This window comes from Prauserella salsuginis (genome assembly GCF_024648885.1).
Lineage (GTDB): Bacteria > Actinomycetota > Actinomycetes > Mycobacteriales > Pseudonocardiaceae > Prauserella > Prauserella salsuginis.
Genome location: NZ_JANBBF010000013.1, coordinates 35,094 through 48,814 on the forward strand (window position 1 = coordinate 35,094; position 13,721 = coordinate 48,814).

Annotated in this window: 10 protein-coding genes and 1 pseudogene; 6 read left to right on the forward strand and 5 right to left on the reverse strand. The window is 68.0% G+C overall.

What is annotated here, in order from left to right:
- Positions 1-326: 326 nt before the first annotated feature.
- From LY40_RS20460 to LY40_RS20470, 3 genes are all read left to right on the forward strand, one after another.
- Positions 327-3,734, forward strand: a complete 3,408-nt coding sequence (locus tag LY40_RS20460) for a sensor histidine kinase (RefSeq protein WP_258937871.1) — start codon at positions 327-329, stop codon at positions 3,732-3,734.
- Positions 3,731-4,120: a roadblock/LC7 domain-containing protein gene (locus tag LY40_RS20465; RefSeq protein WP_183780148.1), complete on the forward strand. Its 390-nt coding sequence runs from the start codon at positions 3,731-3,733 to the stop codon at positions 4,118-4,120. Before LY40_RS20460 ends, LY40_RS20465 begins: the two co-directional genes overlap by 4 nt.
- Before the next feature lie 117 nt (positions 4,121-4,237).
- Positions 4,238-4,834, forward strand: a complete 597-nt coding sequence (locus tag LY40_RS20470) for a GTP-binding protein (RefSeq protein WP_258937872.1) — start codon at positions 4,238-4,240, stop codon at positions 4,832-4,834.
- 12 nt (positions 4,835-4,846) lie between these two features.
- Here LY40_RS20470 and LY40_RS20475 read toward each other — a convergent pair whose 3' ends face one another.
- Genes LY40_RS20475 through LY40_RS20485 form a run of 3 tightly spaced genes read right to left on the reverse strand, consistent with a single transcriptional unit; the run spans position 4,847 to position 8,900 of the window.
- A complete protein-coding gene (locus LY40_RS20475; RefSeq protein ID WP_258937873.1) occupies positions 4,847-6,139 on the reverse strand; it encodes a (Fe-S)-binding protein in 1,293 nt (430 codons plus the stop codon).
- Entirely contained in the window at positions 6,136-7,452 is a 1,317-nt protein-coding gene (locus LY40_RS20480) for an FAD-binding oxidoreductase (protein WP_307877050.1), read from the reverse strand. Before LY40_RS20480 ends, LY40_RS20475 begins: the two co-directional genes overlap by 4 nt.
- Complete coding sequence (locus tag LY40_RS20485; RefSeq protein WP_258937874.1) at positions 7,449-8,900, reverse strand: FAD-binding oxidoreductase; 1,452 nt, start codon at positions 8,898-8,900, stop codon at positions 7,449-7,451. The genes LY40_RS20480 and LY40_RS20485 overlap by 4 nt, the downstream gene beginning before the upstream one ends.
- Positions 8,901-9,311: 411 nt before the next feature.
- Between LY40_RS20485 and LY40_RS20490 the strand changes: the two genes are divergently transcribed.
- The 3 genes and pseudogenes from LY40_RS20490 (at position 9,312) to LY40_RS20500 (ending at position 11,721) form a co-directional block, all read left to right on the forward strand.
- A complete protein-coding gene (locus tag LY40_RS20490) occupies positions 9,312-9,905 on the forward strand; it encodes an HSP18 transcriptional regulator (protein WP_183780134.1) in 594 nt (197 codons plus the stop codon).
- 40 nt (positions 9,906-9,945) lie between these two features.
- Positions 9,946-10,758 (forward strand): annotated as a pseudogene (gene ku / locus LY40_RS20495) (non-homologous end joining protein Ku); the annotation flags it as partial.
- Positions 10,759-11,469: 711 nt separating this feature from the next.
- Positions 11,470-11,721, forward strand: a complete 252-nt coding sequence (locus tag LY40_RS20500; protein WP_183785753.1) for a hypothetical protein — start codon at positions 11,470-11,472, stop codon at positions 11,719-11,721.
- A 470-nt stretch (positions 11,722-12,191) separates the two neighbouring features.
- Here LY40_RS20500 and LY40_RS20505 read toward each other — a convergent pair whose 3' ends face one another.
- Complete coding sequence (locus LY40_RS20505) at positions 12,192-12,401, reverse strand: hypothetical protein (RefSeq protein ID WP_183780126.1); 210 nt, start codon at positions 12,399-12,401, stop codon at positions 12,192-12,194.
- A gap of 173 nt (positions 12,402-12,574) precedes the next feature.
- A complete protein-coding gene (locus LY40_RS20510) occupies positions 12,575-13,669 on the reverse strand; it encodes a DUF998 domain-containing protein (protein ID WP_258937875.1) in 1,095 nt (364 codons plus the stop codon).
- Between the last annotated feature and the right edge of the window lie 52 nt (positions 13,670-13,721).

A 13,721-nucleotide genomic window follows, 5' to 3' on the forward strand; every position in this document is an offset into this window, starting at 1 on the left:
GGTCATGACCTTGATCACGTCGAGTTACTACTTCGCCGCGTGTTCGAAGGTTGAAAACGCAGCTCGTTCGCTTCGCGTATGCCGAGAATCCTCGAACTGGTCGAGTCACCAGCGTTGACTCTCCAGGTCGTGCTGCATAACCTCCGCGCTGCGTGGTCGGGCCGCCCGCGGCAGTTGGCGACCCGGCCCGACGTGTAATCAGCTCGATGGGGGCGGGGGCCCTGGGCAGTCATCCGGCGTCGATGAAAGGGCCTCGAGGCGTGGTCACCAAGCCTTCCAGGCGTTCACTCCGCGGGCGTGTGCTCGCTGCCGCGCTTATACCCAGCGTGGCATTGTTGGTGGTCGGCGTCGTCGTGTCCGGCTACCTGATCTACGACGCCGTCAAGGGCCGCGACTTCGTCGTCCGGGTGCACGAGGCGGCCGAGCCCGGTGTCGACTTCTTCGGTGCGATCCGTGCCGAACGGAGACTCACCCTCGAAGCCCTCGCCGGATCGCCCTCGCAACGGGAACTCGCCGAACAACGCACCGCGACCGACGCGGCGACCAGCAACCTCATGGACGACGTCGACGGCATGGTCGACGGCGCATCCGACGAGATCCGCGGCGTCATCGAACAGCTGCGAGGTCAGCTCGGCGAACTCCAGCGGTTCCGTGGCCAGGTCGACGGCGCCGGCGGACCCAACGGCCCCTCACTGCAGGACGCCTATGACCTCTACAACCGGATCATCGACACGGTCGCGGCCGGGCTCACCGGAGTGGCCAGGCTGACCCCAGACGCCGAGACGGCGTACCTGCGCGTCCAGTCCATGCCCCTGTTCACGGCGGCCGACGGCATGGCACGAGCCGATGCGCTTGCCGCCGCCGGGCACGTCGCAGGCGGACTGACCGACGAGGAGTTCCGCACCTACGCGGGCCAGGTGGGCGCCTACCGTGCGCAGCTCGCGCGGTCGTCAATGACTCCCGAGGTGCGCGCCGAGTACGAACGGCTCGTGGGCAGCGACGCGTGGCGGGTCGTGTCCCGGGTCGAGAACGCGTTCCTCGAAGGCGGCACCCAGCAGGTTCCGGTGTCACCCGAGCGGTGGCACGAGGCTGCCAGCGAGGTCGGCGGGGCGTTGATGTCGCTGTACATCGAACAGAGCACCCACGCCACGAACGAAGGCGTCGAGCGTGCCGATCGCACCCTCGTCGGCGCACTCGTCGCAGGCGGTGCCTCGCTCGTCGTCGGATCGCTGCTGATTTTCTTCGCGTGGCGGCTCGCGCAATGGCTGGTGCGGCGGCTCGTGCGGCTTCGCGAGGAAACGCTCGACCTCGCCGACAACCGGCTGCCGGACCTCGTCGGACGCGTGCGGGCAGGCGAGAACGTCGACGTCGTCGAACTCGAATCGGTCGACCACGGCGAGGACGAGATCGGCCAGGTCGCCGATGCGTTCCGGAAAGCGCAGCGCACCGCGGTTGCCGCGGCCATCGAGGAGTCGCGGGTGCGCGAGGGCACCAAGACGGTGTTCCTCAACATCGCCCACCGCAGCCAGGTGCTCGTGCATCGCCAGCTCAAGGCGATCGACGACGCCGAGGAGCACCTGGACGATCCGCAGCAGCTCGAGATGCTGTTCCGCGTCGACCACTTCGCCACTCGTGCCCGCCGCAACGCCGAGAACCTGATCATCCTCGGCGGACAGCAGCCGGGCAGGCGGTGGCGCAATCCCGTGTCGATCGCCGATCTCGTGCGCGGCGCGAACGCCGAGATCGAGCAGTATCGGCGGGTCGACGTGGCGACGCTGCCGGACGTCGCCGTGATCGGTCCGGCCGTCGGTGACGTCGTGCATCTGCTGGCGGAACTGCTGGACAACGCGACGGCGTTCTCCCCGCCCGATTCGCGCGTCGTGGTGCGCGGCGACGCGGCCGAGGCGAAGGGCGTGGTTCTCGAGGTGGAGGACCAGGGGCTCGGCATCGAGGAAGAGGACGCCGAACGGCTGAACACGCTGTTGGCCGAGCCGCCGGACTTCAGCTTCATGGCGCTGTCCGACGAGCCACGGCTGGGCTTGTTCGTGGTCGCGCGGCTGGCCGCGCGGCACGGCATCCAGGTGCGGCTCCGGGAAGCGATTCACGGGGGTACTCGCGCCGTCGTGCGGCTGGACCCCGAGCTGCTCGGCACGCTGCCCGAACACGACCGCCGCGACGGCGGCCGAGGCCCCGACACCGGCTCCAATACGGCCGTCGGCTGGCCGACCGCGGAGCCGTCCGATGCGGCGGGCTCCGCGCGGACGGGTGCCGCACAGGCCGACCCCCGGACCGGTGGCGCGCGCGACGGCCGATCCGGGGGCGACGAGGCCGCAGGCGGCGCCGCTCCGGGCCACGGATTCGCGACCGCGGCATCGGTGAGCGCGATCCTGTCCGGCTCCCAGCCGAAGGTCGAAGCGCCGGGAGCCGGATGGTTCGGTTCGACGAGCACGTCGGCCCAGCAGGAGCCGGCCCGACAGGGCGACGAACGGCAGGCACACCCGCAGCAGGCCGCACATCAGGAACCGGGTGCGGAGCAGGAACACACCGCACCGCAGGAACACGGCGGTGCTGAGCAGGTACCTGGAGCTGCACGAGAGGGGACGCCGGAGCTGCCGGCCGCACCGGACGGCCAGGTGAGGGAATGGCCGGATCCCGGGCGGTCGGCCCAGGGGCAGGTCGCGGAGCCGCAGCAACGGCCCGACCCTCGGTCGCCGCTGGAATCCCGGTCGTCGCAGTCCACCCGGTCGCAGGACTGGTCCGAGTCGAGGCAGTCGGATTCCCAGCAGCCGGATTCCCAGCAGTCGGAGTCACCGCACGAGGAGCCACGGCACGCGGAGTCACCGCAACCGCACGGGCAGTCTGGCCGGCAGCAACCACAGCCGCGTCGTGCCTCGCGTCAGCGGCCGTGGGCCGACCAGCGTTCCGAATCGTGGCCGTCCTCGGGTGTGGAACGTCCCGTTGGCCGGCCGGGGCGCGCCCCTTCGGTACAGGACCGCTTCCTTCGCGACGAACATGCCGGTGATGAGTCCTCGGCAGGCGACCACAGGGCGGCATCACGTGGGCAGCCCGGGCAGGAGCCTTCGCGCCGGCGGCGGTCCCAATCGCCGGCCGACCCAGAGCAGCAGGTGCAGTCACCGGCCGGGCAGTCGCCGACTGAACAGTCCGAGGGGCCGTCGACGGCCGCAGGATGGGCGGAAGCACGGCGCCCGGCACCCGGTTCGGTAGCACCCGGTTCGGCGGCACTTGGTTCGCAGGCACTTGGGTCTGCGGCACCGGCCGAGCCGTCGACGTCGGGTTCGGCGGCATCCGGGCAGCCACAGTCGCCGGGGGAGTCGTCAGGTGGCGGTATGCCGCCGCGACCGCGGAACCCACTGCACCATTCCGGCCAGCAGCCCGCAGTGCCGCCGGCGGGGGCCACGGGGGCCGGTGGACGCGGGGGATCGGCCGGACTTGCGGGAGGTACCGGCGCTGGGGGAGCTGCCGGGGTCGGCGGTGCACGCTCGAAACCGCCGTTGCCGCGGAGGCGCAAGCAGGAGAACCTCGCTCCGCAGCTTCGGGAAGCGCCGCAGGACGCGCCGGAGTCGTCGGAGCCGGGGACGGAGGACCGGGGCGCGAACGCCGACGCGGCGAGGAACAGGTTCGCGGGATTCCAGCGTGGCACGCAACGTGCGCGCCAGGATCAGGGGAAGCGAGAAGGCACCGGCCTTTTCGCAAGTGGGGAAGGACCAGGATGACAAGCAGGGGTAGTGAGCTCGGCTGGTTGCTCGACGATCTGGTGCAGCAGGTCGCCGGCGCCGACAGGGCGGTGGTGCTGTCGGCGGATGGCCTGTTGATGGGCAACTCCAGCAACATGGCCGCCGAGGAGGCCGAGCACCTGTCGGCGGTCGCGTCGGCGTTCCAAAGCCTGGCGAAAGGAACCGGCCGCCAGTTCGGTGGTGGTGGCGTGCGGCAGACCCTCGTGGAGATGGACCACGCGTTCCTGTTCGTCACGGCTGCCGGCAGCGGGGCGTGTCTCGCCCTTCTGACGTCGGCCGATGCGGATATGGGCATGGTGGCCTACTCCATGAACATGATGGTGAAGCGAGTCGGTGCGGTATTGAGCGCGGCACCTCGGACGTGACGGACCCTCGCGGTCGGCACGTCGCCGCCCGCGTGGTTGGATCGCCTGCGAACATGTGCCACTACCGCGAGGACGCTCCGGCGGATCCGAACACGAAACGTACGCAGGCGGTTTTCCATGACACCCGGACAGCCCGAACCCGGCAGTGGAGAGACCACGGCCGCGAAACTGCTGATCGCCGGCGGCTTCGGCGTCGGTAAGACGACCCTGGTCGGTTCCGTCAGTGAGGTACCGCCACTACGAACCGAAGAGGCGATCACCGAGGCGTCCGCGGGCACCGACGATCTGACCGGCGTCGAGTCGAAGGTCAGTACCACCGTGGCGTTGGACTTCGGCCGCATCACGATCAGCCCTGAGCTGATTCTGTACCTGTTCGGTACGCCGGGGCAGGACCGGTTCTGGTTCATGTGGAACGAGCTTGCGGAGGGTGCGATCGGTGCCGTCGTACTGGCCGACCCCCGGCGTCTCGAGGCGTGCTTTCCGGCGGTCGACTTCTTCGAGCGGCGCAGCGTGCCGTTCATCGTGGGTGTCAACTGTTTCGACGGCGCCCACCGCTACACGGTCGACGAGGTTCGGGACGCTCTCGACATCGCACCCACCGTGCCGCTCATGCTGTGCGATGCGCGCGACCGCGCGTCGTCGAGGGATGTGCTGATCGCGCTCGTCGAACACGTCATGCACCAGTACGACCTGGCCCATTCGGCACCGTCCTGAGCCGTGTCGTGATCATTCGGTCATCGGCGCCTCCGTCGGCCTGCGGCCCTGGATGGATGCGTCGAGCAGCTGCACCGGATGCAACATCGGCACGTCGTCCAGGAAACGCCGCAACTGGAGCAGACAACCCGGGTTGGCCGTGACCAGCAGTTCGGGGGAGACCGCTCGCACGTTCCGCGCCTTGCGTTCGCCGAGTTCCTCGGCCGGCTCGGGGTTGGTCATGTTGTAGATCCCGGCGGAGCCACAGCACAGTTCGGCCTCGGGCAGGTCGACCAGGTCAACGCCTGGGATGGTCCGCAACACCGACCGGGGCTGTTCCCGGATTCCCTGTGCATGGCCGAGATGACACGCGTCGTGGTATGCCACCTTCGCGTCGATACGGTGCCGTTCTGCCCGTGGCTCGAGCTCGGCGAGCAGCTCCGTGACATCCCGTACCTTCTCGCTGAAAGCCGTTGCCCGCTCCCTCCACTGTGGATCATCTGCGAGTAGGTGGCCGTACTCCTTCAACGAGGATCCGCATCCGGCCACGTTCACGACGATGTTGTCCACCGGAAGCTTCTCGAACGTCGCGATCGTCTGCTTCGCACGTTCGCGGGCATGCGGCTCACGTCCGGCGTGCAGTCCGAGTGCGCCGCAGCATCCCTGCTCGCGTGGAGTGAGGACCTCGCAGCCTTCCGCCGCGAGCACACGCTGGGTCGCAGTGTTCACTTCGTGGAAGAACACGTCCTGCACGCACCCCGACAGCAACGCCACACGTTTGCGCGGTGCGCCGGCCGGGCGCACCCGACGCGGCAGGCTCGCGAACGCCGACCGCAGTCGGACCTGCGGCATCAACGCCTGTGCTGCCCGCAGCCGCGGCGGTAGTATCCGTGCGGCGAGCGCCGGCAGGCGCAGTTTCTGGTAGAGCGCACCGCCGAGGGCCGCTGCACGCAGCCGGCGCCGGTAGGGGAACAGCGCGAAGATTCCGTTCCGGAACCAACGGTCCGATCGGGCACGCGGTACGTTCCGCTCGACCTGCGGCCGCGTCGCCTCGAGGAGACGGTCGTACTGCACGCCGGACGGGCACGACGTCACGCACGCCATACATCCGAGGCAGGCATCGATGTGTTCGGTGAACGCGCCCTCGAGTTCGATCTCACCGCGCTCGGCGAGATCCATCAGGTAGATCCGTCCGCGCGGCGAGTCCATCTCCTCACCCCACAACTGGTAGGTGGGGCAGGTCGGCAGGCAGAACCCGCAGTGGACGCAGTCGTTCAGCAGTTCGCGCGACGGCGGGTTGGTCGCGTCGAAACTCGAGTCCGTCACGAGTCCTCCTGTTCCGTTCCGGCAGGTTCCGTCCCACCGGAGTCGGTTGGTGCCTGGGTCCTGGCCACCGGCCGCAACGCCGCGTCGTCCGGGGTCACCGCTCCGTGCGCCGTCTCGTCGGCGGAATCTCCGGATGCTGTCGGCGACGCGGTCCGAGACGCCGCCCTCGACGGAGTCGTACCGGTGCTCGTGTCCCTGCCGGCGGGCTCGGCCGATGCGGCTGCGGCCGGTTTGAGCCACGTTCCGAAACGTTCGGCATCCAGCCGGAAGGCCGGGTCCAGTTCGCGTTTGATCGCCCGCAGCACGTGCAATGCGGACGGCTGCTGCCCCCACGACCGTGCCTGCCCACCGCTCGCGCTCCGCCGCACGGAGGTCCCTCCTGCTTCCGTGACGGCGTCATGGACGTGGTCGACCTGCGCTGCAGGTACCGAGAGCGTCGCGACACCGGTGGCCAGCCCGGCCACCGCCGGCGAGTCGAACCGGCCGAGGACACCGGGTAGGCGACTCGGCCTGCAGCCGACCCGTACCGTCGCGTCGTCGACCAACCGAGCGTGCCGTTGCCATGATTCCGCTGCCTCGTCATCCGACAGCGCTCGGCCTCCGGTCAGTTCGACGAGCCTTCGCGCCCTGGCTGTGGTGCCGTCGGTCGTGCCCTCGATGCGGACGAGCAGCGTGCCGTCGGCCCACTCGAGTGACACCGGTTCCTGTGCCTCGGCCAGCAATGACCGCGTGTGGTCGGCGGCTTCGGGCAGTGTGCAGTCCAGCGCCACGGTGCGTTGTGCCTCCGGAGCGGGATGCAAGCGCAACACCACCTCGGCCATCAGGCCGTATGCGCCGTACGAGCCGTGCATCAGCTTCGCCAGGTCGTAGCCCGCGACGTTCTTGATGACGTGCCCGCCCGTCCTGGCGGGGGTGCCGTCCGCCAACACCACGGTCGCTCCGATGACAAGGTCACGCATGGATCCGTAGCCGAGTGCCAGTGGGCCCGAATCGGCGGTTGCGATCAGGCCGGCGACGGTCGCGCCCCGACGTACTCGCGCGGCGTCGAATGCCACGCGCTGGCCGTGCTGGGCGACCTCGTCCTGTAGCTGGTCCAGCGGTGTGCCTGCGCCGACGGAGACCGTCATGTCGGCCGGGTTGTAGGACCGGATCCCGGTGAGGCCCGTCGTGTCGACGACGACGTCGGCCGCGCCGGTGGTGCCGGCCCAGGAGGCGGCTGTGCCGGCACCCTGAATTCGTACCGTGCCCCCGGTCTCGGCGAACGCCTCGCACGCCGAACGCAGGTCCGTCGGTGTCAGAATCGTGGCGGTCATAGACGCTCGATCACCCCGGCCTCTTCCAGCGGGTGCGGCCGGTACCGGCCCGGCTGTTCTCCGCACAGTCTCGGTGTGGGCAGCAGCTTGCCCGGATTGCACAGGTGCTGCGGATCGAATGCCGTCCTCACCCTGTCCATCGTGGAAAGGTCGGCCTCGCCGAACATGCGCGGCATGGAGCAGGCTTTGTCCGTGCCGATTCCGTGTTCGCCGGACAGCGAGCCCCCGAGTTCCACGCACAGTTCCGCGATGTCGGTGGACAGTTCTTCGGCGCGTTCCAGCTCGCCCGCATCCTCGTCGAACAACACCAACGGGTGCAGATTGCCGTCGCCCGCATGGAAGACGTTCGCCACGCGCAGACCGGCATCACGGCCCATGTTCTCGATCCGGTTCAGCACTTCCGCGAGTCGTGTCCGCGGAACGACCCCGTCCTGCACGATGTAATCGGGGCTGATTCGCCCCACCGCGGCGAAAGCAGCCTTGCGGCCCTTCCAGATCCTGGCCCGCTCCGCTGCGGTCTCGGCGATGTGCAGCCGCGTACAGCCGTGCCGGTCACAGATCGCGCGGACTTCGGCGAACTGAGCCTCGCACTCGGACTCGGGCCCGTCGAGTTCGACCACGAGCGCCGCAGGCGTCGACAGGGTGTATCCCGCGCCGACCGCTTTCTCTGCGGCTTGGATCGCCAGATTGTCCATCATCTCGACCGCCGCGGGGATGATGCCGGCGGCGACGAGGTCACTGACGACGTCGCCCGCCGCCGTCACGGAGGGGAAGTCCGCGAGCAGTGTGCGCACGGTCTCCGGAGTGCGGAGAAGGCGCACCGTGATGTCACACGCGATGCCGAGCGTCCCCTCCGAACCTATGACCACACCTCGTAGATCGGGGCCGAGTTGTTCGTCGGTGTCACCGCCGAGTGTCACGATCTCCCCGTCGGGAAGCACGACGGTCATGGACAGCACGTGATTCGTGGTGAAGCCGTACTTGAGGCAGTGCGCACCACCGGAGTTCTCCGCGATGTTGCCGCCGATCGTGCAAACCTGCTGGCTCGACGGGTCAGGGGCGTAGTACAGCCCGTGGGCGGCAGCAGCTTTCGTGATGTCGAGGTTCGTGACGCCCGGCTGCAACACCGCTCTTCGGTCAACCGGGTCGATGTCCACGATCTCGCGCATTCGCTGCAGTGAGATCACGACGCCGTCGGCGACCGGCATTGCACCGCCCGACAGTCCGGTGCCCGCGCCGCGTGCGACGAACGGGACGCCGTGCCGATGACAGGCGCGTACGGCGTTTGCGACGTGCTCGGTGGCGCGTGGGAGTACGACGAGTGAAGGTATTTGCCGAAAGCCGGTCAGGCCATCGCATTCGTAGCTGCGTAGCTGTACCGGATCGGAGATGACGTTCTCCGTGCCGACGGCCGCGACCAGTGCGTCGTGGGCTGCGCGGTCGAGCATCGTCGCTCTCCTTCCGCAATCGTGCGGTGGTGTCCGAACCGTCTGCGTTCGAACGTCGGCCCGAGACTGAGGGGCTCGGGCGGGCGGATCAGGTCCGGTCCGCTCTTCTCTCCGGTGTCCGTGGGTTCCGATTCCCGGGTACCACGTCGAGGGATGGAAGTCGACGGACTCCGAACTGATATCTCCTTTTTCGGAATATGAAATTTCAATATCGTCACAAGAAACTTTAGTTCCGGCGAGGCCCCGTGAGTCAACCCCGATCCGGGCGACCTGTCACTGCCGAAGCGTCGCCCACTGTGGCTGCCGGGGATCTGCGGGCGGTGTGGCCGCAGCCCTGATTGCTTGGACTCCATTGATACCACTGTCGTCGATCCGTTGACAAGTGCTCGATGTCGTCGTTACGTTGACGATGTGGATCGCTACGAGGGACTGCGTGAGACGGTCGAACGAGCCGTCGACGACGACGTGGAGAGTGCGGACGACGTGGTGTCCGCACTCGCAGTGTTGCGCGAGCTGCGTGACGAGCTCACCGATTGGGAGCCGCTTCTGATCGGTGCCGCACGTCGGCTGGGTGTGAGCTGGGCCGACCTCGCACCTGCGTTGGGGGTCGCGAGCAGGCAGGCCGCGGAACGGCGGTATCTGCGGCTGCACAAACCCGAACACGAACTCGGGTTGACGGCCGACGGGCGGGTGCAGGCCGAGCGTGATCGCCGAGCCGGGCACCGGGCGGTTCGAGCGTGGGCTCAGGACAACTCCGAGGTGGTCCGCAAGCTCGCGGCATTGGTCGGGTCACTCGACGATGTGGGTGACGAAGCGAGGCCGTACGTGGATGTGGTTTCGCGGACGCTCGGCAAGGACGATCCGGTGCTGTTGATCGGTCCGATGGTCTCGGCAGCGGCCCATCTGCGCGACAGTCATCCGGAACTGGCGGCGCAGGTCGACGGCGTGAATTCGGAGGTCGAGCACGTCCGGAGCGAGGCCATCGACCGAAGGGTCAGGCGGTGATCGGTGTCGATGAACTGCGAAAACGCGTACCGTTCTCGGTATGCGCGTCATGTGGAAGGGTGCGGTGTCCTTCGGGCTCGTGACGATTCCGATCCACTTGTACGCGGCGACGGAAAGCAAGAACGTGTCGCTGCGCCAGGTGCACGAGGCCGACGGTGGACGCATTCAGTACAAACGTGTGTGCACGGTGGACGGCGAGGAAGTGCCGTACGCCGATATCGCCAAGGGCTACGAACTCTCCGACGGCGGCATGGTCGTGCTGACGGACAAGGAACTGTCCGAGTTACCGATCTCGACCTCGCGGTCGATCGATGTGCAGGAGTTCGTTCCGCTCGAAGCGATCGATCCGATCTATTTCGACAAGAGCTACTACCTCGAGCCGCAGAAAGCCGCGATCAAGCCGTACGTGCTGCTGCGCGATGCGCTGCACAAATCCGGACAGGTCGCGATCACGAAGGTGGCCATCCGGCAGCGCGAATCGCTGGCGGTGCTGAGGGTCGTCTCGGACGTCATGGTGCTGACGACGATGTTGTGGCCCGACGAGGTGCGCGAGGTCGATTTTCCGTTCCTGCGGGAGGACGCGCCGGAGGTTCGATCACAGGAAATGTCGATGGCGAGTTCACTCATCGATTCGCTCTCCGACAGTGTCTTCGAACCCGACAAGTACCGGGACAGCTACCGCGAGGCGCTGCTGAACCTGATCCAGTCGAAGATCGACGGCAAAGAGACCGAACACCCACCCGAGACCGCATCCGAACCCGAGGTCACCGACCTCATGTCGGCACTGCAAGCGAGCGTGACGGCTGCGAAGGAGGCGCGGGGTGCGGGGTCGGACGGGGATGCGGCCTCGGCCGATGGCGGAGCCGCATCAACAACCTCGTCGGAGCAGTCGGACGACTCGCGGGCGGACGACGGGGAGGCCGGCGACGCGGGCGAAAGTTCCGACGAGAACGCAGGATCGACAAGCTCAGGCAGGACTGCGCGAGCCCGGTCCGCGGGTTCCAAAGCGGACGGCGGCAAGGGGCGGGGCTCCAAGTCGGCCGAAACGAAAACGACGAGCGCGAGGTCCTCGGGCAGCGGCTCCACGAGCGCGAAGTCGTCGAACGAGAAGTCGTCGGGGGCGAAGAAGTCGGGCGCCAAGGGTTCGGCGACCACTTCGGCAAGCAAAACTTCGGGAAGCAAAACCTCGGAGACCAAGTCCTCAGGAAGCAAAACCTCAGGAAGCAAAACCTCAGGAAGCAAACCCTCGGAGAGCGAGTCCTCGGGTGGCCGGCCCTCGAGTGGATCCGGGGCGGGTCACAAGGCCACTGCGTCGGATGGCCAAACCTCCGGAACGGAGAAGGCGCCACGTGGCGGTTCGAGCCGGTCCGCCCGCAAGTCCGTCTGAGGTGCCGTGGCCCCCCGAGCGTTCGAGTGATGCGACTGCCGAGTGCGTCGTTCGGCCGTGTCGTTCGGGTTTCGATCGTGCAGTTCGGGCCAACGGCATGGGTGGTTCGGGCGGGCCGTCGTCACATGCGGGCGTGTCTGTCCCGGAGGTGCGGATAGGCGGTGGTACTAAGGAGCCATGACCTGTTCGAGCTGCGAGGCCGGCATCGACCATTGCCACGGAACGCTGGTGGAACACGTGTCCGGGTTCGTCGAGTGCACGGACATGGCCTGTCTCAGCTTCGGGGCTGATCGGCACTCTCTGGTCATTGACTGCGAAGCAGTGGAGGGCGGCTGCGGGTGTGCCGCGCACCTGCACCTGCTCGGGCAGGTGGATCCGTCGGCGATGGGGGCGGACTTTCCACAGGATCAGCTGCTGCAAGCGTCGTAGGGCCTGTGGGGTGACGGCCCCGTTCCGCATCCAGAACTGCCCAGACGCCAGACGCCGACCTCGCTTCAGGTTGCGTGCTCCGGCCTGCGTGCGCTCCAGTCGAGTGTGCTGTGGTCGAGTGTGTTGTGGTCGAGACTCTTCAGTCCTGACGTCGACGACGTTCGCAACCGAACGCTCGGTTCGATGCGGCGCACGGCTCACGTGTCAGCGGCAGCTCGTGTTCGGATTGGTGCAGTACGCGGCGGCCCCGACATCCGGGTCAGCTCAGCTGTACCGGGTCGGATGCAAAGGGGTCGCGGTGCCACGTGGCCGGCTATGCGCGGGTCGGTAGAACGCCCGTCGGCGCGACGTGGTCGGAGCGATGCAGTCGCCGCGACGCGATCGACCGAGCGTGGATCGACCGAGCGTGAATCGGCTGAGCGTGGATCGACTGAGCGTGGTGGGACCGGCGTTCGGTCACTGTCCGCGCGTCACTGATCACGTTGCGACGGCAGGGTGGTCCGTCCCTCCTCGGGATCCAAGCCGAGCGCGTCGAGGAGCAGTGCGCAGTCCTCGGCGTCGCGTGCCGCCGATGCGATAGCGCGCACGGCCCGGCGGCGCTGCGCGGCGTCCGGTTCGTCGACGCGGGGTAGCGACGGCTGCGGGTTCTGGGTCGGAGCGGTCGGGCTGTGTGCGTTCACGGTTTACTCCCCGAAATCGTGTGCCGGCTGCGTCCTGCAGCTACCCGTTAAACGTATGAGCCACACGTTGTGTTTCCCGATCGGCCGGAAAATGTGCCGTGGACAACTAAGGTCCGATGTGGACGGTGTGTGACGGACGTCGTTTCACGAACAGTGTCGTGGGCCGGGTCTGATCAGGTGATGACGTTGGTCCTGTCGCTGCGCTGCCGATCGGTGTTACCGAAGCCGCGCTGGGCGTACCGGCTCGCGTCGTCGTCGACGGTCTCGCGGGTGACGGAGTGGCTGGACTCCCCGCTGGCGCTACCGAAGTCGCCGGCAGGCGAGGACTCGCCGGCCGGGCAGCCTGCGGGCGAGGGTCCCGTGGCCGCAGGCGCTGCCGGCGACACAACGGTGGACGAGGCGACCGTGGGCGACGCAACCGTTGGTGAATGCTGTGCGGCGGCGGAGCTAGCGGACACATGCCCGACGGTGAGCCCCGCGGCCGAAGATGCTGCCGCCGGCGGCCCGGCTATCGGGGAGCCGGCAGGCGAGGCGGTCGCGGGTGCAGGGGTCGACACTGGCATCGAGGTCGGCGCCGTGGCGGATCCGCGGGCGCCCTGCATCGCGCCGACGAGGAGCACCGCGAGCAGGCCGAAGTCCACCATGAAGACGATCCGTTGTGTGAACCCGACGGACACGGTGTCGGCGACCGCGGCGAAGCCGGGTACGCCCGAGAGCGCGTCGGCGACGTAGCTGACGCCGAACAGCGCCAGGCTCACCAGTGCGACCCGCAGCAGCAACGTCAACGCCGAGGCGACACGAGCCAGAACGGGGGTCGCTCGCATGACATCGAGCAGTGACAGGGCGATCGCAGGCAGGCTGGCGAACGCCACGACGCTCGCGTACTGGTGGATGCGGCCGCTCACCGGGTCGATCTCCGAACTGAAGGTCGCCGGGAACAACGCGGCCGTGACCAAGCCCGTCGATGTCGCGTACACGAGCGTCGAGGTCGTCCTGCTCACCGGCAGACCTGCGGACAGCACGGCGCCGCGCACCGCCACGACGCCCACGGCCGCGGACAGCAGGCTCGCCTCGAGCATGCCGGCGCCGCGATCAGTGAAGGCGTATCGGCTCAGCGGGTCGGTCAACGGGTCGAACGAGCTCACCGAATGAAGGATGACCAGCGTGAACACGGCCCAGCCGAGTCCTGCGGCCGCGGCGATCGTCCACGCACGGGTGCGCGCGACGTCCGCGGTGTGGACCTTGGCGTGCGACGGTGGGCTGGACATACGTCCATATAAACGCATCGGACATAGCGGTGTGTTCCGGGTAAACCCCTGA

Bases quoted from the DNA above. Each gene is read 5' to 3' on its own strand.
- LY40_RS20485 (WP_258937874.1), bottom strand. From the start codon at position 8,900: ATGCTCGACCGCGCAGCCCACGACGCACTGGTCGCGGCCGTCGGCACG.
- LY40_RS20510 (WP_258937875.1), bottom strand. From the start codon at position 13,669: ATGTCCAGCCCACCGTCGCACGCCAAGGTCCACACCGCGGACGTCGCG.
- LY40_RS20470 (WP_258937872.1), top strand. From the start codon at position 4,238: ATGACACCCGGACAGCCCGAACCCGGCAGTGGAGAGACCACGGCCGCG.
- LY40_RS20500 (WP_183785753.1), top strand. From the start codon at position 11,470: ATGACCTGTTCGAGCTGCGAGGCCGGCATCGACCATTGCCACGGAACG.
- LY40_RS20465 (WP_183780148.1), top strand. From the start codon at position 3,731: ATGACAAGCAGGGGTAGTGAGCTCGGCTGGTTGCTCGACGATCTGGTG.
- LY40_RS20480 (WP_307877050.1), bottom strand. From the start codon at position 7,452: ATGACCGCCACGATTCTGACACCGACGGACCTGCGTTCGGCGTGCGAG.